This is a genomic window from Chryseobacterium sp. CFS15, assembly GCF_031118795.1.
Lineage (GTDB): Bacteria > Bacteroidota > Bacteroidia > Flavobacteriales > Weeksellaceae > Chryseobacterium > Chryseobacterium indoltheticum.
Genome location: NZ_JAVHYL010000005.1, coordinates 113204 through 135523 on the forward strand (window position 1 = coordinate 113204; position 22320 = coordinate 135523).

At 32.1% G+C, this 22320-nt stretch carries 23 protein-coding genes; 4 read left to right on the plus strand and 19 right to left on the minus strand.

Annotation, left to right across the window (positions count from 1 at the left end; all coding sequences use genetic code 11):
• Positions 1 to 20: 20 nt before the first annotated feature.
• From OH814_RS09675 to rpiB, 11 genes are all read right to left on the minus strand, one after another.
• Positions 21 to 392, minus strand: coding sequence for a YraN family protein (locus OH814_RS09675; protein ID WP_279196382.1), 372 nt, complete (start codon positions 390 to 392; stop codon positions 21 to 23).
• On the minus strand, positions 392 to 742 hold the full coding sequence (locus OH814_RS09680) for a DoxX family protein (RefSeq protein WP_308828016.1): 351 nt from the start codon (positions 740 to 742) through the stop codon (positions 392 to 394). Before OH814_RS09680 ends, OH814_RS09675 begins: the two co-directional genes overlap by 1 nt.
• Positions 743 to 1672, minus strand: a complete 930-nt coding sequence (locus OH814_RS09685) for an LD-carboxypeptidase (protein WP_308828017.1) — start codon at positions 1670 to 1672, stop codon at positions 743 to 745.
• The gene (locus tag OH814_RS09690) at positions 1669 to 2355 is read right to left on the minus strand and encodes a LysE family translocator (RefSeq protein WP_076561384.1); all 687 of its coding nucleotides are present in this window, start codon (positions 2353 to 2355) and stop codon (positions 1669 to 1671) included. The genes OH814_RS09685 and OH814_RS09690 overlap by 4 nt, the downstream gene beginning before the upstream one ends.
• A gap of 110 nt (positions 2356 to 2465) precedes the next feature.
• A complete protein-coding gene (locus OH814_RS09695; RefSeq protein ID WP_308828018.1) occupies positions 2466 to 2837 on the minus strand; it encodes a hypothetical protein in 372 nt (123 codons plus the stop codon).
• Between the two features lie 8 nt (positions 2838 to 2845).
• Positions 2846 to 3055: a hypothetical protein gene (locus OH814_RS09700; protein WP_308828019.1), complete on the minus strand. Its 210-nt coding sequence runs from the start codon at positions 3053 to 3055 to the stop codon at positions 2846 to 2848.
• Positions 3056 to 3134: 79 nt separating this feature from the next.
• A complete protein-coding gene (locus OH814_RS09705; protein ID WP_308828020.1) occupies positions 3135 to 3362 on the minus strand; it encodes a hypothetical protein in 228 nt (75 codons plus the stop codon).
• A 217-nt stretch (positions 3363 to 3579) separates the two neighbouring features.
• On the minus strand, positions 3580 to 3807 hold the full coding sequence (locus tag OH814_RS09710; RefSeq protein WP_308828021.1) for a hypothetical protein: 228 nt from the start codon (positions 3805 to 3807) through the stop codon (positions 3580 to 3582).
• A gap of 5 nt (positions 3808 to 3812) precedes the next feature.
• On the minus strand, positions 3813 to 3992 hold the full coding sequence (locus tag OH814_RS09715; RefSeq protein ID WP_308828022.1) for a hypothetical protein: 180 nt from the start codon (positions 3990 to 3992) through the stop codon (positions 3813 to 3815).
• A 229-nt stretch (positions 3993 to 4221) separates the two neighbouring features.
• Positions 4222 to 6372, minus strand: a complete 2151-nt coding sequence (rnr, locus tag OH814_RS09720) for a ribonuclease R (protein ID WP_201132830.1) — start codon at positions 6370 to 6372, stop codon at positions 4222 to 4224.
• A gap of 458 nt (positions 6373 to 6830) precedes the next feature.
• Positions 6831 to 7265: a ribose 5-phosphate isomerase B gene (rpiB, locus tag OH814_RS09725; RefSeq protein WP_076561382.1), complete on the minus strand. Its 435-nt coding sequence runs from the start codon at positions 7263 to 7265 to the stop codon at positions 6831 to 6833.
• A gap of 1241 nt (positions 7266 to 8506) precedes the next feature.
• On the opposite strand from rpiB, the gene OH814_RS09730 reads away from it, so the two are divergent.
• A complete protein-coding gene (locus OH814_RS09730) occupies positions 8507 to 9697 on the plus strand; it encodes a phosphoglycerate kinase (protein ID WP_123886486.1) in 1191 nt (396 codons plus the stop codon).
• Positions 9698 to 10294: 597 nt separating this feature from the next.
• Here OH814_RS09730 and OH814_RS09735 read toward each other — a convergent pair.
• The 8 genes from OH814_RS09735 to OH814_RS09770 form a co-directional block, all read right to left on the minus strand.
• Positions 10295 to 11116 carry a class I SAM-dependent methyltransferase gene (locus OH814_RS09735; protein ID WP_308828023.1) on the minus strand — a complete coding sequence of 274 codons (822 nt, stop codon included), beginning with the start codon at positions 11114 to 11116 and terminating at the stop codon, positions 10295 to 10297.
• A gap of 111 nt (positions 11117 to 11227) precedes the next feature.
• The gene (gene mnmG, locus OH814_RS09740; protein WP_308828024.1) at positions 11228 to 13090 is read right to left on the minus strand and encodes a tRNA uridine-5-carboxymethylaminomethyl(34) synthesis enzyme MnmG; all 1863 of its coding nucleotides are present in this window, start codon (positions 13088 to 13090) and stop codon (positions 11228 to 11230) included.
• A 198-nt stretch (positions 13091 to 13288) separates the two neighbouring features.
• Positions 13289 to 13696, minus strand: coding sequence for an rRNA maturation RNase YbeY (gene ybeY / locus OH814_RS09745; protein ID WP_308828025.1), 408 nt, complete (start codon positions 13694 to 13696; stop codon positions 13289 to 13291).
• A 4-nt stretch (positions 13697 to 13700) separates the two neighbouring features.
• Entirely contained in the window at positions 13701 to 15857 is a 2157-nt protein-coding gene (locus OH814_RS09750) for a patatin-like phospholipase family protein (protein ID WP_308828026.1), read from the minus strand.
• Positions 15858 to 15859: 2 nt separating this feature from the next.
• Positions 15860 to 18307, minus strand: a complete 2448-nt coding sequence (locus tag OH814_RS09755) for a bifunctional UDP-N-acetylmuramoyl-tripeptide:D-alanyl-D-alanine ligase/alanine racemase (RefSeq protein ID WP_308828027.1) — start codon at positions 18305 to 18307, stop codon at positions 15860 to 15862.
• 3 nt (positions 18308 to 18310) lie between these two features.
• Entirely contained in the window at positions 18311 to 18613 is a 303-nt protein-coding gene (locus OH814_RS09760; RefSeq protein WP_076561375.1) for a type II toxin-antitoxin system RelE/ParE family toxin, read from the minus strand.
• On the minus strand, positions 18591 to 18929 hold the full coding sequence (locus OH814_RS09765; RefSeq protein WP_308828028.1) for a hypothetical protein: 339 nt from the start codon (positions 18927 to 18929) through the stop codon (positions 18591 to 18593). The genes OH814_RS09760 and OH814_RS09765 overlap by 23 nt, the downstream gene beginning before the upstream one ends.
• A gap of 54 nt (positions 18930 to 18983) precedes the next feature.
• The gene (locus OH814_RS09770; RefSeq protein ID WP_076561373.1) at positions 18984 to 19574 is read right to left on the minus strand and encodes a thymidine kinase; all 591 of its coding nucleotides are present in this window, start codon (positions 19572 to 19574) and stop codon (positions 18984 to 18986) included.
• 60 nt (positions 19575 to 19634) lie between these two features.
• Here OH814_RS09770 and OH814_RS09775 point away from each other — a divergent pair, with 60 nt between their 5' ends.
• The 3 genes from OH814_RS09775 to rsmI are packed head-to-tail and all read left to right on the plus strand — an operon-like array spanning position 19635 to position 22316.
• Positions 19635 to 21056 (plus strand): hypothetical protein, encoded by a 1422-nt coding sequence (locus tag OH814_RS09775; protein ID WP_308828029.1) that lies wholly within the window; start codon positions 19635 to 19637, stop codon positions 21054 to 21056.
• A 7-nt stretch (positions 21057 to 21063) separates the two neighbouring features.
• Positions 21064 to 21639, plus strand: coding sequence for a hypothetical protein (locus OH814_RS09780; protein WP_308828030.1), 576 nt, complete (start codon positions 21064 to 21066; stop codon positions 21637 to 21639).
• Positions 21639 to 22316, plus strand: a complete 678-nt coding sequence (rsmI, locus tag OH814_RS09785) for a 16S rRNA (cytidine(1402)-2'-O)-methyltransferase (protein ID WP_076561370.1) — start codon at positions 21639 to 21641, stop codon at positions 22314 to 22316. Before OH814_RS09780 ends, rsmI begins: the two co-directional genes overlap by 1 nt.
• Positions 22317 to 22320 lie beyond the last annotated feature (4 nt).

A 22320-nucleotide genomic window follows, 5' to 3' on the forward strand; every position in this document is an offset into this window, starting at 1 on the left:
CCAATGATTGGTACATTACTTTAGTTTGCATCAAATGCTTCAAAGGCATCGGTAATATGTTCTATATTTAAGTTTCCTTTTTCGTCGGGAAGAACAGAAATAATATCAAATCTTACTTCCTGGTCTTTATTAAATTCTTCCATAAAATGATTGGCTGCAGTAACGATAAGCCTGATTTTACCTTTCGTAACCGCTTCCTGAGGCAGAATGAAAAAATCTGTCGATCTTGCTTTCACTTCAACTATGATGGTAAGGTTATCTTTTTCAGCGATAATATCGATCTCAGCTTTTTGATAACGGAAGTTTCTCACAAGAATTTTATAGCCGTTTTTCTGTAAAAACTGAACCGCTAAATCTTCTGCTTTCTTGCCAAAATCGTTGTGTGATGCCATTATTTTCTAAATTGGTAAGCCCACCAGATTAATACAACCTGTAAAGGAAGTCTCAAAACAGTCAACCAAAAATATTTGTGATGAATTTGATAAAACTTTTTTGCCATCTCAATATTCGCCGGAAAAACTGCTATCAATAGAGCAATACAAAGATAAGCTCCCATCTTTTGTGTTTCGGGAAAGAGGAGGAGGATTCCACATAAAATTTCTACTGCGCCGCTGATGTAAACCATCTGCAAATGATAAGGAATATAATCAGGCATTATTTTCATGAAAAAATGCGGTTTTACAAAGTGTAAAATTCCGGCAACAATCAGAAAAAATGCAAGGACAAATTTTGAGTAGAACATTTATTTTTTAAAATTTAAAGACGTTTTTTCTCCAATCTTTAAAGAAACTTTGCCGCCAATAATCAGCGGTCGGTTATCCTTAATGTGACCATTTGGAAAATCAAAAACAACCGGGAAATTATACTTTGAAACTCTGTCTGAAATAAGTTTGTTTGCAAATTCATCAAAACTTTCTTCGTATTGTTTGTTGTCTTTTTCATCGCCCATATTGGTCATTCCTCCAACTATTAAACCTTTTATTTTTGTAAAAACTCCGGCTAATTCAAGGCTCATCATCATTCTGTCGAGTGCGTAAAAATTTTCGCCAATATCTTCGATGAATAATATTTTATCTTTAAAATCAAAAGAATATTTAGTACCTAGTAACGCATAAATTAGCGCTAAATTACCTCCAATTAATTCTCCTTCAATATTTCCTTTCTTATTAAATTGATTTGATTCTAAGCTGTACTTCGGTGATTTTCCTTTTAAAATATCAAAAATAAGATCATAACTTTCTTCAGTAACTCCGAAGCTTGATGTTTTAATGGTTTGTGCGTGAATAGAAGCAAAACCTTTTTTCAGCAAAAAACTTTGTATCACGGTATTATCAGAATAGCCAATGTACCATTTCGGGTTTTTGCTAAATTCTTTTAAATTTAAACCATGAAGTAAATGCTGACAGCCATAACCGCCTCTGGAAGCCCAGATTGCTGAAATTTCGCTATCATTTAAAGCCCAGTTTATGTCTTTCAATCTTTGGTCTTCGGTACCTGCATAATTGTATCCGTTTGAAAATTTGGTATAAAGATGTTCCCCTAAAACAGGTTCAAAACCTTTAGATTTGATCATTTCAATTCCTTTTTCCAATTGAGTTGGCTCAACTGAGCCTGCAGGAGAAATAATGGCAATTTTATCACCTTTTTTGATTGACTTTGGGAATATTTTCATCGATCTGTTTTGTATTTGAGTTCCTTTTTCTCTGCTTCTTCCAATCGTTTATCAAACTGATTAAACATTTTGAAGCTTTGAAGGAAGATGAAAAAACTGAAAATAATCAGCACAACTCCTACACCTTTTCTGATGTTGTTTGCTAATCGCTGAGTCAGTTTATAATGAAATTGTTTTGCCAGAAAAATTTTAGCCAAATCAATTAAAAGATAGGTTGCAATGACGATGGCTAAATAAAGAATCAGCGTTTCTGTATCGGGATATTGATTGCGGACTCCAATTACTGTTACTAACCAGAAAAGTATTACTCCGACATTCAAAAGGTTCAGTAAAAAACCGTTAATGAATGTTTTGAAATAATTCTGGCTTATTATTTTTTCTTCTCCAGGCAGATGCATTTTGGTTTTTGTCACCATCATGATAATTCCATATGCGAGAATAAGGATGGATGTAATTCTGTAAAATCCGGGATGCTTATCGATAAGCTGTACAATATCGGCACTTGCATAGTAAGCTGCAATGATACATAATAGATCTGCCGTAATTACGCCCAAATCTAGTGCCAATGCGTGTTTCGGGCCTCTTGTAAAGCTGGTTTCTATCAAGAGAAAAAAAATAGGACCTATGAAAACTAAGCTCAGCATGAAGCCCAGACCAATGGCCGAAAATACAAGTTCAAACATTTAAATTTGTTTCTATCCCAAATTTAAAGATTATATTTTTATTGAGGTTTAAAAATAGAATTTGTTTTTTATTAAAACCAGACTATCTCTTTTTAGATAGCCTAGCAAATTTACTTTTTAATACGTTTGTTATATTTTTCCCAATCAAACTCAAAGCCTAAATTTCTGGTAACATAATCAAATATCTCATCAAAATCTGGTTCATGAGCTTTGGCAAAATCATACCATTCTTTAGAAAATTCTGAGTATTCATCGCCAAAAGCTTCACCTTGTGTTCTCATTCCTCTATGAGTACTTGCCAACCAATATCTTTTCTTTTCTTCTAAACTCATTTTTGGATATTTTTCATTCCAAAATTTATTCATAGAATTATTAAACTCCTGAGTTTCTTTTAAATGCTTTTCTTTTTCTAAAGATGTCAAACTAGAAAGATATTCTTGGTATTCTTTTTCTATTTTTTTATTTAATTCTTCTAAGCTCATTGTTATATTTATTTTTCTATTAATTTTATTTCGTAACCTGTTCCTTTAGGTCTTACATATTCAATTTCAAACTTTCTTCCTTGCAATAATAACAACTCATCTTTTGCATAACCTCTAATCTTTATACCATCTGCAAAATCTGAAATTATTGGTGCATTTTTTACTTCCATTTTCAAAAACACTGTTTCGGTAGTACTTTCATCGACAACACCATTCATTTCTTTTAATCACAGTCTAAATTTTACAAAAATAAAAGCCATTCTATACTTATATTCAAGAATGGCTTTTATTTTCGGTTTAACTAATACCGTGCACTTTTTTCAACTTTTCTAGATAGTCATTGAATTCTTGTTCCGTCATTTTTTCGGTATCATCCATATGTGGACCTGAAAAAATATTTTTATAATAACTAAAATCATCTTTAAAAAGTCCATTAGTCCAGTCAAAAACAAATACGAAAGACTCATTGTCTTTTTCTTCATAGTATACGGGTCTTAAACCAACTTTAAAATATTTCTTTTCCATCTTTAATTATTTTATTCCAAGCGTCATTATATAGTTCATTCTCTTTTGAAACTAAACTTTTGTACAAATCTTTCTCTTTTTAGTCAATGATCTTGTTTTCATAATAGCTTCTAAACTCCCTTGTTATTCATATAACCATCAGTAACTTCATCCAATCTGTAATCTTTCCTAAAAAATAGAAACCATTCTATAATTATTTTCCAAAATAGTTTTTGGTTTAGCTAAGACCTCGCTCTTTTTTCAGCTTTTCTACATAAATGTTAAATTCTTGTTCCGATAAAATCTCAACATCATTCATTCTGCCAAAATATATTATTTCTAAATATGTTAAATCTAAAATGAAATTTCCTGTTTTCCAATCAAAAACATAAACTCCAAATCCGTCATCTTCCAATAGAGCTTTTACAGGTCTATCTCCTACTTTACAAAATCTTGGTGTATACATAATCTTTATTTATTAATAATCTTAATCCAAGCCTCATCATACAATTTTAATGACTTTTCTTCGAGGTTTTTAATATTATTAAATTCGTCAATAGTTAATTTTCTGTTTTCAATAATCGCTTTAGCTTTAATACCTCTAACTTCTTCGTATAATTTATGCCCAATTCCATCAGCAACTTCATCCATTTCTTTTAAATGTAATCTAAATTCTACAATATGTCCGTTTTTTGCTTCAATAATTGAGATAAATCTCCTAAGTCGTCATTAAATTTTTCCATTTTTTTGGTTTTTAATTAAAATAATCTGAAACGTTTCTTCGTCAAAGATATACCGGGGTACGACAAAACTTGACGTATTTAGAAAACAAAAAAGACCGCAAAATGCGGTCTTTCTATCTTAATAAGATTAAAAAATTCTATTCAACAATTTTAAAATCGAGTTGTTTCTGAATCAAATTAGCTTTTACTACCTTAATCTGAACCTGATCTCCCAATTGATATCTGTTTCCGGTACGAGATCCGTACACTGCGTGTGTCGCTTTGTCGTAGGTGTAAGAATCATCCATCAAATCGCGAAGCTTAATTAAACCTTCTGCACCGTTTTCTGGAATTTCTACCCAGAAACCAAATTCTGCGACTCCGGAAATAACCCCTGTGAAAGTTTCTCCCAAATGTTTCTCCATGAATTTTACCTGCATAAATTTGATAGAATCTCTTTCTGCATCGGCTGCCAAACGCTCCATTGCACTGCAGTGTTTTGCTTTTTCTTCCAGCTCATTTCTGTCGGGAGATTTTCCTCCGTCCAAATAATGCTGCAACAATCTGTGCGCCAGCAAATCGGGATAACGACGAATAGGAGAGGTGAAGTGCGAATAATAATCAAATCCCAAACCGTAGTGACCGATAGGATCTGTAGAATAAACGGCTTTACTCATACTTCGCATCGCCAAGGTTTCGATCATATTTTCTTCGCCTTTTCCTTTCACATCTTTCAGTAAGGTATTTAAAGATTCTGCTACTTTTTTGGTATTGGCAAGATCCATTTTATATCCAAAAGTAGAAACGAAATCTCTTAAAGCTTCCAGTTTTGCAGGATCCGGATCATCGTGAATTCTGTAGATAAATGTATTATTATTTGGCTGACCTTTTTTCAACGAAACAAATTCTGAAACTTTTTTATTGGCCAGCAACATAAACTCTTCGATCAGGTGATTAGAATCTTTACTGATTTTAAAGTAAACTCCAATCGGCTGATTATTTTCATCTAAATTAAATCGAACCTCACTTCTGTCAAATGTAATTGCACCGTTTTTGATACGAGCTGCACGCATGATCTTAGCCAGACCATCTAAAACATTGATCTCTTCCTGCAAATCGCCTTCTTTGGTCTCAATTCTTTCCTGAGCTTCTTCATAAGTGAATCTTCTGTCAGAGTGAATGACCGTTCTTCCAAACCATTCTTTTTGAATTTCTGCTTTGTCATTCAATTCAAAAACAGCAGAAAAAGTATATTTATCTTCATTCGGACGCAGCGAACAAACATCATTACTCAAAACTTCCGGAAGCATTGGTACAACACGATCGACCAGGTAAACAGAAGTCGCTCTTTCGTACGCTTCATCATCCAAAATAGTTCCCGGAACTACATAATGTGAAACATCAGCAATGTGAACACCGACTTCCCAATTTCCGTTTTCAAGCTTACGCATGGATAAGGCATCATCAAAATCTTTTGCATCTTTCGGGTCAATGGTAAACGTTAAAACATCACGCATATCCCAACGTTTTGCAGCTTCTTCGTCAGTTATTCTTCGGTCTATTTTATCGGCATCTCTTTCCACTTCTTCTGGGAATTCGTAAGGCAAACCGTATTCTGCAAGAATAGAGTGAATCTCGGTTTCATGATCTCCAGGATTTCCTAGAACCTGTAGAATTTCACCTTCAGGATTTTTGTCTCCCGGTTTCCATTCGGTCATTTTTACAACGACTTTATTACCGTTTTCGGCACCGTTTATTTTTCCTTTCGGAATAAAAATATCGGTGTTAATAGTTTTTTTATCGCAAACAACAAATCCGAATTCTTTATGTGGAACCAATTGAAAAGTACCTACAAATTCTGATCTTTTTCTCTCAAGAACTTCTAAAACAGAGCCTTCTAATTTTTTACCCTTAAAATTATAGGTAACAATTAAAACTTTATCGCCCTGCAAAGCGTCTTTCACATTTTTTGAATGAATAAATACATCATCTTTAAGATTTTCTACGGTAACATAAGCATTTCCGCTTTGGTTGAAGTCGATCGTTCCCGTTAAAGTACCTTCAATATTAAGATTGATGCTGTATTTTCCTTTTTCGGTTTCTTTTATTCTTTGGCTTGACAAAAGTTTGTGCAAAGCCTGTATAACCATCTCACGCTGTCTTGGATTTTTATGATCAATTCCGTCTGAGATTTGTTTGTAATTGTAGATTTTAGTTTGATTTTGATTCATAAATTTCATGATCAATCTTCCGATTTCCATTAATTTGTGATCATTTTTCTGACTTATATATTTTTTCTTTTTTGGCATTTTTAAATTTTATTTTTAAATATAATTATCATTTTTTTGATAATTGTTTTTGTGTTTGGTAATAATTATTGATATTATTTTGAAGTACAATTCTTACTCCAAATTTTTTGGTTTTTACTGAATATTCTAAAATTTTTCGCTTTTACTTTTTGTGAAATCTCTGACTTTGTTCTTAATTTTAGAAACAAATAAGATGGAATATTTTTTTTGCATAAATGAATACATCGCTTTAAGTGTGCGTATTTCTTTATATATAAAATTAATTACAACACAGAACTAAGTTTGTATAAATTTAAAACAAATATGGAGAAGAATTGTGAAAAATTTTCTGATAATCTCATTAAAACTATCTGAAACTTCATAGGAATCAACAGTTGAGTAATTGCTGTCGGACGATGCAAATATATAAAATAAAAAATAAATAAGGCTTGTAATTTGATTTACAAGCCTTTATCAATTTAGCAGAATGCAATTTTGTCTACTCTGTTTTGGTGTCTTCCTCCTTCGAATTCTGTATTCAAAAAAGTCTTTACAATTTCCAAAGCATATTCTTTAGCTACAAATCTTGCCGGCAATGCAACCATATTCGCATTATTATGTTGTTTAGATAAAGCCGCAATTTCTGGCATCCAACAAAGTGCACAACGAATTCCCTGGTGTTTATTAGCAGAAAGCTGTACGCCTTGTCCACTTCCGCATACTAAAATTCCTAGCTCATTTTCTCCATTTTCAACAGAAGAAGCTGCAGGATGTACAAAGTCAGGATAATCTACACTTTCAAGAGAATGAGTTCCAAAATCCTGAATTTCATAATCATCTTTTAACTGCTGTTTCAAATATTCTTTATACTCAAAACCCGCGTGATCTCCGGCTATAGCAATTTTTCTTTTCATTTTTACTTTATTTATTTTACTTTATTTATATCTGCAGCATTGAATCTTTGGCAAAGTTACATTAAATCAGAATTTAATCATATTTGTTTAGTAGGTTTATATGAAAATTTCAATTTAGGAAACAGAATTATTAATCTAGTTATACCGATAAATAGCTTCCATTTTTGTCTTTTACTCAAATAGGATTAGGTCTTTCATTAACTTGACGTTTTATAAGATGCACAACGGATTTGCGATAGATTTAACATAACTTGTTTTTTATTCACCTAAATATTTAGTTCAAATTTTACTTGATAGGAATTGAACTACTTATATTAATCAACATTTCTATACAATCACTATTTCATCCGTGAAAGCAAAATATTTGTCTTTTTTTGCATATTGCAATCGTATTCTGCTAACTTACTTTTAAAAGCAAATATTAATACAGTTACGTCCTCCAGATCTTTCATAATGACAAATATTTCTTTTGCGTTAGCTCTCCTCAGAAAAGACTTTTAACAAGTCAACGACTAAAAATAGATTTCTATGTATATAATTTTAGATAGGGTTGTAGTATAGTATTATTCTTCTAAAGCAGTTACTAACAACAAATGTAAAATTCAATATATTGATTTTCAATATCATCCTTATTCTAACTTTGTCATTTTCCAAAATTTTTAATAATTGTTAATTAAATTTTAACAAAATGTTAAAAGCACTGTGAATAACTGTGGAAAACTTTGCCGAACATAATGTTTTTTTCTTGCGAAAAATGTTGTAATGAAACTAACCTCCTAATTATTGAGCAAAAATTTTTAAAAACTTTCTTCAGACTATTCTTTAGTTTTTCCATAATTCAGTTATTAAGAATCGAGATCGTGGAAAAGTTATCAATATTTGTTAGTAAGTACCCGAAAAATCAGATTTACAGCATTTTAATTTGTGAATTAAATATGAATTATCAAAAAAATACATGTTATCAACTTTTAGGTTTAAAGTTATCCCCGTTACTAACAATACTCAACAACAATACTCATTCTTTCTTTTAAAAAAAAAGTGAATAATGTTGATTGGTGGGTGAGAGCTTTGTTCAGAATTTTTTGAAAACTTTTGAAAGATTCGATTTTTTGCGAGACTTTAAAATCTTACATTTGTGAAACAAAATTTCAAAAGAAATGATGAAATCGGTCTGAGCTTTGAAAATTCAATATTTTAATTGAGTAAAACGATTTCATCGGACAAAAAATATAGATTTAGGTATGAAAACAATTAATGATTTCAATTTTAAAGACAAGAAAGCTCTGGTAAGAGTAGATTTTAATGTTCCGCAGGACGATCAGTTGAAAGTAACTGATAATACCAGAATTGTTGCTGTAAAACCTACAGTTGATAAAATTCTTAAAGATGGCGGTTCCGTGATTTTAATGGCTCACTTGGGAAGACCGAAAGGAGAAGTAAAAGATGAGTTTTCTTTAAAACATATTGTAGATGAAGTATCTAATGTATTGGGTAAGGAAGTAAAATTTGTAGATGAATGTGTAGGAGAGAAAGCTGAGCAAGCTGCTTCTGAGCTGAAAGCCGGAGAAATTCTTTTATTAGAGAATTTGCGTTTTCATAATGAGGAAGAAAAGGGTGATGAAGCTTTTGCTGAAAAGCTTTCTAAGTTAGGTGATGCTTATGTGAATGATGCATTTGGTACTGCTCACAGAGCACATGCTTCAACGGCTGTTATCGCTAAATTTTTTACGTCAACTAAATTTTTCGGTTTACTTATGGCTAAAGAGCTTCAGGCAATCGATCGAGTTTTAAAAAGTGGTGAAAAGCCTATTACAGCTATACTTGGAGGGTCTAAAGTTTCAACTAAAATTACCATTATAGAAAATATTCTACCTGCAGTTGATAATTTAATTATTGGTGGAGGTATGGCTTTTACTTTCATTAAAGCTCTTGGCGGTAAAATTGGTACTTCATTAGTAGAAGAAGATAAATTACCTTTGGCTCTAGAAATTTTAGGAAAAGCAAAAGAACATAATGTAAAAGTATATCTTCCTTCAGATACCATTATTGCTGAAAGTTTCAGTAATGATGCTGATAAAAAAGAAGTTGATATCTACGAAATTCCTGAAGGATGGATGGGATTGGATGCTGGTCCGAAATCGAGAGATCAATTCAATGATGTTTTATTAAATTCCAGAACAATTCTTTGGAACGGCCCGATCGGTGTTTTTGAAATGTCAAATTTTTCAGCTGGGACTATAGCTTTAGGTGATAGTATTGCAGAAGCAACAAAATTAGGTGCTTTCTCTTTAGTTGGAGGTGGAGATAGCGTGGCTTTTGTTAAACAATTCGGTTATGGTGAAAAAGTTAGTTACGTTTCTACCGGCGGTGGGGCAATGCTGGAAAGTTTAGAAGGTCTTGAACTTCCTGGAGTTGCTGCTATCAATAACTAAACAATAAAATATATTGAAAGTCTGCTAATACTTAGCAGACTTTTTTCTTATTCAGTTAAATACTCTTGATTTCTCTGTTATACAAATATTTTTAGCTGTTTATTTGTATAAGAGATAATTTCCTTCAAAGTTTTAATTCTTTCACTATCTATTATATTGTATTCTTATCAATTAAAAATAATACAGGCGATTCTCAGAGCCTTTATTTTAAATTACAGATATACTTACTTTCTTGAATTTTTTTAATCTCTCCCAAAAATGAAAATAATAATATTTGTACAATTTTTTTACTTTTATTTTCTATTCCTTTTACTGCATAATTCTTAATCAAAAAAAATATAAGGGATTCTCATGCGGTTAGTTTAGTTCTAAACATATTTTCTTTTTGTACTGAAAAATAGCACTACTAACATTTTACTAATATTTTTTGTTATTGTAATCTTTTTTAAAAGTCAGATTTAGAATAGAAAATATAATTAAAAGTCAGAGTAGGGTATTAGATAAAATTAAAAAAACTCGAAATTTTGTTTCGAGTTTTTAATTTTTTTAAAAAAATGGTGAAAATTGACCTTTAGAAATAGGGCAAAAATCGATTTTCTACTTTTTTTCGATAATGTAGATCATACTTGAAAATTCGTTGGAAAAAATGGCTTTTACGTTAGAAATCGTTCCGTAAAGCACTGCTTTTAGCCAAAATAAGGGTGATTTTTTATATTTTTCGCTCAACATTGAGATGTAGTAAGAATCCAAAACCAAAGGTTTAATTTTTCTCATTCTCCAATTTGGTTTCTTTGCAATAAGATTTTCCATTCCATTTTTAGAGAAATGATAGATGTGTCTTGGTACATCATAAGCTGCCCAAAATTCCTTATAATGTTTTGCATCGTACGAAGTAGGATTGGGAACGGCAATTATAAGTAAACCTTTTTCTTTTAATTTTTTATTGAAAATTTCAAGCATTTCATCTTGATTTTCCACGTGTTCGAATACATGCCAAAGTGTAATTGCGTCTAAACTGTAATCTTCAATTGTATTAATATTATCTACAATTTTAGCTTTTGAAATTTTATTATTGACAGCTTTTCGAGCATCGGAATTAGGTTCAAATCCGAAAGTTATATAATCGTTTTCTATATATTTTACAAATTCTCCGGCGCCACATCCATAATCTAATACTCGTGAATTCTTCTCGATTCTATCTAAAAGAATTGTTTTTTTGTATTGTAAATTGAAAGACTGCAAAAATTTATAAAGCTTTTCTTTTAAACTTCCCGAATCCTGATGATGAGAAATATAATCTTCACTTTCGTAATATTTAGAAATATTGGATGGAATAGGAGAGGTTCTAAAAACTCCTTTTGTTTCTGTTTCTTTAATTTCAAATATTTCCTGAGAAAGAAAATGATCTTTTATTTTCATTGAATTTTTATTTTAAATTAAAAATTAAGATATTCACCAACTTAAATAAGCTCACAAATACCTTAATTTTTGACTTTATTTCGTCTATGTTTCACGTGAAACATTTCCTGTTTAACGTCCTAAATAGATCAATAAAACGTTTATATCGGCAGGTGAAACACCGCTTATTCTTCCAGCTTGAGCTACAGTTTTTGGTTTTACATTATTCATTTTTTGCTTTGCTTCTGTAGATAAACTTGATATTTTTAGGTAATCAAAATCTTCAGGAATCTTTACATTTTCTAATCGATTCAGCTTCGCAACGTTCTCTTTTTCTTTTTCTATATAGCCTTTATATTTTATATTTACTTCTGCCTGCTCTCTTACTTCATCACTATATTTCGAAGAAACTTCTTTAATTGCATCAATTTCTTCAAGTTTTTCAAGTGTGATATTCGGTCTTGTAAGGAATTGTGCCGCTCTGTAAGCCTGATCTACTGGGTTACTTTCAATACTTTCAAGAATAGGATTGATGATTCCCGGCTTTAAAGATGTTTCTCGTAAAAAGGCTTCAAGTTCCTGGCTTTTAGCAATTTTCTCTTCAACTCTGGTCAATCTTTCTTCTTTTGCCAGACCTAATCGATATGCCTTTTCAGTAAGTCTGATATCCGCATTATCCTGTCTTAAAAGCAATCTATATTCAGCTCGTGAAGTAAACATTCTATAAGGTTCTTCAGTACCTTTGGTGATCAGATCGTCGATTAAAACACCAATATAAGCTTCATCTCTGTTTAGAATAAACTCCTCCTTTTCATGAACTTTATTGTGAGCATTTATTCCTGCCATTAAGCCTTGTCCAGCTGCTTCTTCATAACCTGTTGTACCATTTATTTGTCCAGCAAAGTATAAATTATCTACCAATTTTGTTTCTAAAGTATGCTTTAATTGAGTAGGAGGGAAGTAATCATATTCAATAGCATATCCTGGTCTGAATACTTTTACATTTTCAAATCCTGGAATGTGTTTCATCGCTTTAATCTGAACATCCTCTGGAAGAGACGAACTAAAGCCATTTACGTAGATTTCAACAGTTTTCCAGCCTTCAGGTTCTACAAATAGTTGATGTCTGTTTCTTTCTGCAAAACGATTAATTTTATCTTCAATACTGGGGCAGTATCTTGGGCCTAAACTTTGAATTGTACCGTTAAACATCGGGCTTCTATCGAATCCTTCACGTAAAATATCGTGAACGGCTTCGTTTGTATATACGATGTGACAGCTTAATTGTTTGGTTAACTTCGGAGTATCTAAATAGCTGAATTTTTGAGGATTTTGATCTCCTTTTTGTTCTTCCATTTTTGAGTAATCGAGGCTTCTTCCATCTACTCTTGGTGGAGTACCGGTTTTCATTCTTCCTGCTTCAAAGCCTAAAGAAACTAACTGTTCTGTGATTCCAAAAGCTCTTGGTTCGCCCATTCTGCCGCCTCCCAATTGCTTGTCACCAACATGGATTAAACCATTAAGGAAAGTACCGTTAGTTAAGACAACAGATTTTGATCTAATTTCAATTCCTAATGAAGTTACAACACCAACTGCTTTATTATTTTCTATGATTAAGCTCTTTACCATATCCTGAAAGAAATCAAGATTTGGAGTGTTTTCCAAAGCATAACGCCATTCTTCTGCGAAAAGCATTCTATCATTCTGTGTTCTAGGAGACCACATTGCTGGACCTTTTGAAAGATTGAGCATCTTAAATTGAATTGCAGATTTGTCTGCAATAATTCCCGAATATCCTCCCATCGCGTCGATTTCTCTTACGATCTGTCCTTTGGCAATTCCTCCCATTGCCGGGTTGCAGCTCATTTGTCCAATGGTCTGCATATTCATTGTAACCAATAAAGTTTTTGAACCTAAATTGGCAGCAGCAGCAGCAGCTTCACAACCTGCGTGACCTGCACCGACTACAATTACATCATATATTTCTGAAATCATTTTTTTATTGCTTATTTTAAGCTTTAAATTTTAATCTTTTGTCTAAATGTTTCACGTGAAACATTATTTAAATTCACAAGCTATAATCGCCTGTAGTACGTCTTATTTAGCCCCGATCGCAGCATTTGTTTGAGCTCATTTTTTTTCTTAAAAAAGAAAATAGCGAGAGCGGAAAGCGGGAATAAGCTCTAAAAAAAATTAGATATATTTTGCAATATAAAAATCTTCTTTACTACGCATTAACTGTTCTTCTTGCTCAGTTTTATCTTTATATCCGCAAAGGTGAAGAATGCCATGGGCCAATACTCGTCTGAGTTCTTCTTCATAATTTTTGGATAGGGTAGAAGCGTTGTCTGAAATGCGCTGCAAAGATACGAAAATCTCTCCGCTTATTGTTTTGCCTTTTACATAGTCGAAAGTGATGATGTCTGTGTAATAATCGTGCTGAAGATAATCTTGGTTTACTTTCAATAAATATTCGTCGTCACAGAAGATATAATTGATTTCTCCTAATTTTTTACCTTCCGAAATTATGATGTCTTTCAACCATGTTGTGTAGTCTGTACTTACCGATTGTGGTAAATTTTCGTAAAAGAATTGTATCATTTTTTTAAAACCAGTGTCCTAAAATAACACTGAATATCCCTTTTTGATTATTTTTTAGTGAATGACTGAAATTCAGTTTTATCTGCCCAAATGGAGATTTGTATCCCAGAGTTGCTCCTAAAGAACTGTAATTTACTTTCACAGCATCTTCAAAGCTGATGTCATCAGAAAGATTGGCGAAAGAAAAATTCCCGCTCAAAAACAAGTTTTTATAAAATTTGAACTGAAGATCATTTGATACTAAAACCACATTATTTGAATTGAGCTGTGCAAAATAAAATCCAGAAAAGTTTTTGAAGTTGACAATATTTTGCTCGAAAATTCCTCCCAATCTGTATTGATAAAATTCCGGAAGATTTTCACCGATGGTAATTCCGCCATAAAGATTAAGATGATAGCTAAGCTGTTTTGTAATTGGAAGATTAACTCTCACATCTGCTTTTACCTGAATCAATCTTTTTTCAACTTCAGATTTCATTAGATCGATAACTTTTCCTTCAGCATTAAGATAAAAACCTTTTGTAGGAAAATCACGGTCGTTTTGGGTATCACTTTTTAGAAATACATACGGATTTAGGAAACGGTTGTAGCGCTTATTTAGACCATTTATTTCGGCCTCAAAATAGTCATGGCTCATTCCTGCTCCAATTGCGAATTTATCTTTCCATACCGATTGGATGTAAACTTCATTACGCAACCATTCCCAGTTATCGGCATTAATGTTTGAGCTATTCCTTAGATCAAAACTCATTCCTGAAGAATAAATACCAAATCCCGGAATGTATCCGTTATCGACAAAATAGTTTAAATAATATCTGGGTTTGTCTCCTACAATGACATCTAAAGATAGATTTGAATTTTTAAATAAAAGCCTTTTCGCAGAGTAATTTAATAAAAGCCCGGTTTTAAAAATTTCATCGTAATGAAGTCCAACTTTCAGAAAATGTCTGGCTTCATCTTCGGTCACATATAATTTCAAATAATTAAAATTATTTTCTGTAACAATATCATAATTAATAAAACTATAATTGTTTGTCGCAACGAGTTTGTCTAAACCTCTGTTAATACTTCCGTAAGTCTGCAGTGAAGGAAGACGAAGCCCCATTTTCCCGAGAACATAGTTTTTACCGTAAATTCTACCGCCATCTATCGAAATACTATCAATTTTGTATACATTAGAATATATAGGATTTACAGCCTGTCTAAGACGGTCAAATTCCCGCTTTGGCAATTGATCTAGTATTGCAGCATATTTTAAGCCTTCTACGTATCCGCTATCAAGAATTTTCTTCTTATCGTCATAGCTTGTAGCCGTCATCCCGATAAGGTTAGGTTTAATATTAATATCGGTATGCTTATATTGTCTTCTGGTATCTTTCTGAATACCGAAGTCGATAACTTGATTGAGAATTGAAATAATATTATTTAGATCTTCTCTTTTAGATAAGTCCTGATTTAAATCTACTCCAATTACGATATCAATTCCTTTGTCTTTTAAAGGTTTTGAAGGGTAATTGACGGTCATTGCACCGTCTATATAAATACTGTCGCCAATTTTTACAGGATCCATCAAAGACGGAAAAGCTGAACTCGCCATGATAGCCTGTACCAGATCTCCACTCTCAAAAATTTTCATGTTTCCGCTTTCGAGATTGGTGGCAACACACATAAAAGGAATTGGCAGTTTTGAAAAATCATTAACGTTGGAGACATTTTTGAATAATTCTTTCAAAAGATAAACATTCTTCTGCCCGGAGCTGATGGAAGAGGGGAGGGTTATTTTGCCGTTTTTTAAAGGTATGGTGAAAAGATATTTGTCTACCGATTTATTGAAAAATGAACTTTCTTTCCTTGATTTTGGATCTCTGATTAAGGAATAAAAATCAGTATCCATCACAATTTTTTCGATTTCTTTCCCCGAATATCCGGATGCGTATAATCCACCTACAATTGCGCCCATGCTCGTTCCTGAGATGTAATCTACTTTCACGCCCAAAGAATCTAATACTTTAAGAACTCCTACATGCGAAAAACCTTTAGCTCCGCCACCAGCCAGTGAAAGTCCGATTTTGGGATTTTTAGGAATCACCAAGTCTTTCTTTACCTGAGACTGTATCAAAAGTAGCTGAAATAAGAACAGCAAAGTCAGGAGTTTTCTCATAGTTAATCTTTTACGTAAATCCGTTTTACACGAGGTGAAATGGAGGTTAATACTTCATAAGTAATGGTTTTGCAGTACTCTGCAAATTCTTTAAGGGTCGGTTTTGCATTAAAAACAGTCACGGTATCACCTTCCTTTACATTTGCGATGTGATCAACATTAATCATCATCATATCCATACAAATGCTTCCAACAATTGGAGCAAGAGTTTTATTTACACCAACATTTCCGATTTGGTTTCCGATCAACCTTGGTATTCCATCTGCATATCCAACAGGTATTGTGGCTATTTTTGTAGCATGATTTGGTCTAAATCTTCTGCTGTATCCTACTGATTCACCGTTTTCTACCAAGGAAATTTGTGAAATTACGGTTTTAAAGCTTACCACAGAATGCAATTGTTTTTGTATATCACTATTTGGTGATTCACCTAACATTCCAATTCCAATTCTCACCATGTCATATTGATGGCTGGTATAACTTGTTATCCCGGAGGAATTCAAAATATGGCGAATCGGAGTGTACCCTAAATTTTCAATTAAATAGCTTGAATTTTTCTCAAAAGTTTTGAGCTGATGTAAAGTAAAATCTTTCTCAGTCGGCATATCTGAAGATGAAAGATGACTGAAAATACTTTGTACTTTTAAGCTTGTTTTATTTAAAATCTGGCTCAACTGATCCAATTCAAAATCTTTGAAACCAAGACGATGCATTCCTGTTTCCAACTTGATATGAATAGGATAGTTTTTGTCATTTCCTGATTTCTGAATGGCTTCATAAAATAATTCTAATACCCTGAAACTGTAAATCTCAGGTTCTAAATTATACTGAATGACAGTTTCATAGCTATGTTGCTCAGGATTCATCACAACGATAGGAACCGTAATTCCTTTCTTTCGAAGCTCGACTCCTTCATCAACGAAAGCGACTCCGAGATAATCAATATGATGATGCTGTAAAAATTCTGAAATCTCATAACTTCCTAGTCCGTAGGCATTTGCTTTTACCATTGCCATCATTTTTGTAGATGGTTTCAGTAAGGATTTATGATAATTTATATTGTGCAAAAGAGCATTCAGATTGATTTCTAAAACCGTATCATGCTTTCTGAGCTCCAACAAATCTTTTACTTTCTCAATCTCAAATTTTCTTGCACCTTTCAGTAGGATAATTTGATTTTCAATTTCTGTAAGATGTTTGCTGTCAATTAATTCCTGAGTATTAATAAAAGTATGAGTTTTAGCTCTAAATAAATCACTAAAATTTGATATTTCATCACCGATTAAGAAAACGGAATCAAATTTTTGATCATTGACCAATTCTGAGACTTCTTCATACAGTTCTTTTGAATTGGAATTAACACCGACTATATCCGTTAATACTAATGATTTCTTCGGCTTTTTATATTCATTTAAGAACTGAAGAGCGGTTTTAAGAGAATCTAAATCAAGATTAAAAGAATCATTAATAACGATATTGCTCTTAATGCCTTCAATCGCTTCAAGTCTCATCTCAACGGCCTTTAAAGCGTTGATTTTTTCGACAATATTTTGGTTATCGATACCAAACTCCTTCAAAATAGTTATCAGCGCTAAAACATTCGTTAAAGTCGCTTCATCTCTTTGCTGAACAGGGAAGGAAATTTCTTCGCCAAAATAGTGTGCAACAAGTTGCTCGTCTTTTGAAATATTATTTTTAAAGTAAATCTGATTTGAATCTTTAAGTCCGTAAGAAATTAATTTTTTACTTGAATATAAATCGTTTAATTTTTTGTCAACCAATAAATTGTCTCCATTGTAAATAATGACTTCCGAATCTTTGAAAAGCTTTATTTTTTCGTCAATCAGTTCTTCTTCAGATTTGAAATTGGCAAGATGAGCGGTTCCGATATGGGTCAATAGACCAATTTGTGGCTGGAAGATATTTTCCAGTTTTTCCATTTCATTTGGCTTAGAAATACCGACTTCAAAAATTCCAAGTTTATGGTTCTCGTTAATTTGAAGCAAAGAAAGCGGAAGACCAATCTGAGAATTGAAACTTTTTGGGCTTTTCACAGTCGGAAATTCATTCCAAAGACATTGATACAACCATTCTTTTAAAATTGTTTTCCCATTACTCCCGGTAATCCCGATTGAGTTTATATGAGAATTTTTGAAGTGATATTTGGCTAGTTTCTGAAGAAATTCCACAGAATTTTCTATAATAATCCAGGTTATGTTTTCAAACTGAGAATAATGATGTTCAGAAATAATGACATTAATCCCTCTGTCGATCGCAGATTCAATATATTTTTCGCCTGAATTTTGTTGAGTATTAATAGCAATAAACGCAGTATTTTTAGTTGAGTAAATGATCCTGCTGTCGAAAGCTATGTTTTTGATCACTAATTCTCCTTCTCCAATAACTTTAGCATTGGTGATCTCTGCAATTTGATTTATAGTGTAGTTCATAAACTACTTTTCAGTAATTAATTTATAGTTAGACTCCGGATCCCGAAAATTATTAATCATGTTCAAAAGATTGATTTGAGTTCCAGAAATTTCGTAAATAATATAGTTATGTCTAGTAATCAGTATTTTATGAAATTCTGTGTTTTCATACTTTTGATGAATTAAACTTCCATTTTCCAAACTTGAAATTTTTCTTTCTAAAATTTCATAAAAATCATCAAGAACATTAAAACCCCAATTTTCAATAAGAAAATCTTCCAAACTTTCTAAATCTACTTTGGCTCTATTTGTCCAAAAGATATTCATTTTTCTTTTTTGTAATTCTATCTCTTGCCTCTTTCATTACAAGACTATGCTCTGTAATTCTTCCGTTTTTTACGTCTTCCAAACCTTCCTCAATAGCCTTTAAAATATGTTCTTTTGAATTCTTTTCAGGTTCAATAATCTCAGCAATTTTCAGCAATTCTTCAGGTGAAAATTTTTTCTCCTTCATTTTTCTAAAAAATGTAGGCTCAGAAATTCCTGTCTTTTCAATAATATATTTTATTTTGAAAGGAGAATTTTTCAGAATCTCATCAATAGAATTACTTATTTTTATGTAATTTTTAATTTCTAATATCATTTTTTGATAGTTTTTACTATTAAAATTTAAACAAAATTAAAAATTAATTTGATATTAAACTTCTTTTTTGCTTAAAACTTCATCCACAAAAACTCTTCGGCTTACAGCATCGTAAGATTCTGTTTCTCCAAGTTCTACCAAGTTTTTTCCGTCAGAAGTTCTCATCGAATAATTGGCTAAATTTCCTGTTCTTCTACAAATGGCATGTACTTTTGTAACATATTCTGCAGTTGCCATCAAATGAGGCATCGGCCCGAAGGGTCGTCCCAGAAAATCCATATCCAAACCTGCAATTACTACCCGAATTCCGCTGTTTGCCAACTGATTGGCAACATCTACGATACTTTCATCAAAAAACTGAGCCTCGTCAATTCCCACCACATCGCAATTTGATCCCAACAAAATAATCTCATCAGGATTTTCTACAGCAGTACTGCGAATTTTGTTTTTGTTATGCGAAACGACATCTTCATCAGAATATCTCGTATCGGTTTTAGGTTTAAAAATTTCCACATTCTGCCCCGCCATTTCTGCTCTTCTCAGCCTTCGGATCAACTCTTCGGTTTTTCCGGAAAACATTGAGCCACAAATAACTTCCATCCAACCGCTCTGTTTGGAATGATTAATTGTATTTTCTAAAAACATTTGTTAAATTAGCCGTAATATTTTAACATCAAAAGTAAGCAATTTTAATAAGAATCTACGATGCAGAACATTCAAGATTTAAAGGACAAAATTTTTTTTGAATCCAGCAGTATCATTGATATTTTGGGTGGAATAAACAATGTTGACGAACTGATTTCGAAACATGATCTCTTGAATGATCTTGTGGAAAAAATTGCTTTTTTAAAATTGTTAGATAAAAATCTGGAGTATTATAGCCGCAATAATTCTAATTTTGCTGATTATCAAAAAGAGAAATCTTCTATTTCGAATTATTTGGTAACCGAAGAAGAAGCAATTTTTAATAATGAATTGAACGAAATTGGAAATGAATCTTTCTCTGAACCCGAAAATAAAGTGGAAGAAGAGGAAGCGATTTTTAATAATCAGTTAAATGAAATTATTGAAAGTGATTACCATGAAAATATAGTAAGTTTTGTGGAAGAAAATCAGCCTGAGGCTGAAGGGAATTTTGTTTCGGACGAAATTTCTGATCATCTTGAAGAAGAAGCTGTTTTCAATAATCAGTTAAATGAAATTGAAGAAGATGAGCCGTCAGAAAATACTGACCGTGTTTTGAGTTTTATTGACGAAGAAAGGATTTTGGAAAATTCTCAGCCGGAAAGTGATGATGATTTCAATGAAGAGACTTATAACGAGAAAACCACTGCGGAAGAAGTTACTTTTAGTGATCAGTTAAATGAAATCATTGAAGAAGAAAATCTAAATTCTGAAACAGTACCTGCTGAAACTCATATTATTCAGGATATTTTTGAAACTGAATACATTGAAGATGAAATTTTGGTTGAAGAGACTGAAAATGAATATGTTTCAACGTTTAATCATGAGAATGATGAGATCATCAGTGAGAGTTCAAATGTAGAATCTATTTTAAATGAAATTAAAAAAGATTCTGAAACCTCCGAAGAAGAAGTTGAACCGAAAACAGAGGATTCTAACCGGGGAAAAATCGTCGATATTGATAAACCACAGTCTGAAACAATATCTGAAACTCCAAAATCAGACGAAAGTTTTGAAAATCTGGAGGCGTATCGTCAGGAAAAGAAAATAAAGCTTGCCAACATTCGAGGTTTAAAAAACATTCAAACCTTATTTGATGATGATCCTTTGGAAAGAGAAACGCCGCATGAAAAAGTTGAAATTCCGGTTGTAAAAGAAGACACGGGAAGTTTGATAAAAACAAATATTCCGACTCAATTTATGGAGGCCGAAAAGCCAAGACCTGAGTTCAGACTTGATCTGAATGACAGAATTGCTTTTACCAAAGTACTTTTTAATGGAAGCCAGACTGATCTGAATGCGTCAATTTCTGAGCTCAACAGGTGTAAAAACATCGAAGAAGCAAAAGAATTTCTAAGTGAACTATATTATGATAAAAATTGGGAAAAAGTAGATGAATATGCCCAAAGACTTTGGGTATTGGTAGAAAATAAATTTTTATAGAATTTCAATGAGCAGAAACATTAATGTTTTTGGGAAAAAAATAAAATCAGATCAACTTACATTTTACATTATTTGTATTGCGGTTTTATCTATTTACAGTTTTCTTGAAAAGCCTTTTGTTAAAATGAAATATCTGCAAAGTGATATACAATATTTCGAAGATCATTATTTCTGGAAAATTTATCTTACAGTTTTTGCTATTCTTATCATTTTTATATTTATTAAAATTAAAAAAACTAAAGAAGCAATTGGAAGATTAATACTATTTCCTCTATTTTATTTCTTTTTATTTTATGTTTTTCTTAATAATTTTATTACAATTAATGCATTGTATATCAATCAAGTAAAATCTATGGGAAAGGAAAGGTTTGAATATGTAGTATTTAATTATGAAAACCAAATTTCAATCCGAACAAAAAATACCAAAGAGTATATTTCTGAGCTTACAGACAGAAAATTTTTTAATCAACTCAAAGAAAAAAGAAAAATAAACCACGTACGGCCTTTGGATCAAATAAAGCATGGAGATACAATAAATGTTGTTTATGATAAAGGGTTATTTGGATTCAAATATTTAAATTAATGAGCGGTATTTTATATTTTGTTCCGACACCGGTCGGAAATCTTGAAGATATGACTTTCAGAGCGATCAAAACGCTGAAGGAAGTAGAGTATATTTTGTGTGAAGATACCCGGACATCGGGAGTTTTATTGAAGCATTTTGAAATTTCGAAACCTTTGAGATCTTATCACCTTCATAATGAACATCAGGCGACTGAAAAAGTAATTGCAGACCTTAAAAACGGTCAGAATGTTGCCATTATTACCGATGCAGGAACTCCGGGAATTTCAGATCCCGGTTATTTATTGGCGAAAGCAGGATCAGATCACAATATTGAGATGATTTGCCTTCCGGGCGCAACCGCTTTGATTCCGGCTTTAGTAGTTTCCGGCTTGCCGAATAATGAGTTTCTTTTTGCAGGTTTTCTTCCTCCGAAAAAAGGAAGACAAACAAAACTGAAACAGCTTGCAGAAGAGAAAAAAACAATTGTTTTGTATGAAAGTCCACATAAAATCAACACAACTTTAGAACAGATAAAAGAATTTTTCGGCGAAGAGACAAGAGCAAGTTTAAGCCGTGAAATTTCGAAAAAATTTGAAGAGACAAAAAGAGGAACAATCAATGAATTAATTGAGTTTTCCAAAAGCAAAACTTTAAAAGGTGAAATTGTTTTAATCGTTAATAATTCTTTAAAGTAATTTC

Excerpts from the sequence above, each read along its gene's own strand:
- OH814_RS09675 (WP_279196382.1), bottom strand. The coding sequence starts at position 392 with ATGGCATCACACAACGATTTTGGCAAGAAAGCAGAAGATTTAGCGGTT.
- OH814_RS09680 (WP_308828016.1), bottom strand. The coding sequence starts at position 742 with ATGTTCTACTCAAAATTTGTCCTTGCATTTTTTCTGATTGTTGCCGGA.
- OH814_RS09685 (WP_308828017.1), bottom strand. The coding sequence starts at position 1,672 with ATGAAAATATTCCCAAAGTCAATCAAAAAAGGTGATAAAATTGCCATT.
- OH814_RS09690 (WP_076561384.1), bottom strand. The coding sequence starts at position 2,355 with ATGTTTGAACTTGTATTTTCGGCCATTGGTCTGGGCTTCATGCTGAGC.
- OH814_RS09695 (WP_308828018.1), bottom strand. The coding sequence starts at position 2,837 with ATGAGCTTAGAAGAATTAAATAAAAAAATAGAAAAAGAATACCAAGAA.
- OH814_RS09700 (WP_308828019.1), bottom strand. The coding sequence starts at position 3,055 with ATGAATGGTGTTGTCGATGAAAGTACTACCGAAACAGTGTTTTTGAAA.
- OH814_RS09705 (WP_308828020.1), bottom strand. The coding sequence starts at position 3,362 with ATGGAAAAGAAATATTTTAAAGTTGGTTTAAGACCCGTATACTATGAA.
- OH814_RS09710 (WP_308828021.1), bottom strand. The coding sequence starts at position 3,807 with ATGTATACACCAAGATTTTGTAAAGTAGGAGATAGACCTGTAAAAGCT.
- OH814_RS09715 (WP_308828022.1), bottom strand. The coding sequence starts at position 3,992 with ATGGATGAAGTTGCTGATGGAATTGGGCATAAATTATACGAAGAAGTT.
- rnr (WP_201132830.1), bottom strand. The coding sequence starts at position 6,372 with ATGCCAAAAAAGAAAAAATATATAAGTCAGAAAAATGATCACAAATTA.
- rpiB (WP_076561382.1), bottom strand. The coding sequence starts at position 7,265 with ATGAAAAGAAAAATTGCTATAGCCGGAGATCACGCGGGTTTTGAGTAT.
- OH814_RS09730 (WP_123886486.1), top strand. The coding sequence starts at position 8,507 with ATGAAAACAATTAATGATTTCAATTTTAAAGACAAGAAAGCTCTGGTA.
- OH814_RS09735 (WP_308828023.1), bottom strand. The coding sequence starts at position 11,116 with ATGAAAATAAAAGATCATTTTCTTTCTCAGGAAATATTTGAAATTAAA.
- mnmG (WP_308828024.1), bottom strand. The coding sequence starts at position 13,090 with ATGATTTCAGAAATATATGATGTAATTGTAGTCGGTGCAGGTCACGCA.
- ybeY (WP_308828025.1), bottom strand. The coding sequence starts at position 13,696 with ATGATACAATTCTTTTACGAAAATTTACCACAATCGGTAAGTACAGAC.
- OH814_RS09750 (WP_308828026.1), bottom strand. The coding sequence starts at position 15,857 with ATGAGAAAACTCCTGACTTTGCTGTTCTTATTTCAGCTACTTTTGATA.
- OH814_RS09755 (WP_308828027.1), bottom strand. The coding sequence starts at position 18,307 with ATGAACTACACTATAAATCAAATTGCAGAGATCACCAATGCTAAAGTT.
- OH814_RS09760 (WP_076561375.1), bottom strand. The coding sequence starts at position 18,613 with ATGAATATCTTTTGGACAAATAGAGCCAAAGTAGATTTAGAAAGTTTG.
- OH814_RS09765 (WP_308828028.1), bottom strand. The coding sequence starts at position 18,929 with ATGATATTAGAAATTAAAAATTACATAAAAATAAGTAATTCTATTGAT.
- OH814_RS09770 (WP_076561373.1), bottom strand. The coding sequence starts at position 19,574 with ATGTTTTTAGAAAATACAATTAATCATTCCAAACAGAGCGGTTGGATG.
- OH814_RS09775 (WP_308828029.1), top strand. The coding sequence starts at position 19,635 with ATGCAGAACATTCAAGATTTAAAGGACAAAATTTTTTTTGAATCCAGC.
- OH814_RS09780 (WP_308828030.1), top strand. The coding sequence starts at position 21,064 with ATGAGCAGAAACATTAATGTTTTTGGGAAAAAAATAAAATCAGATCAA.
- rsmI (WP_076561370.1), top strand. The coding sequence starts at position 21,639 with ATGAGCGGTATTTTATATTTTGTTCCGACACCGGTCGGAAATCTTGAA.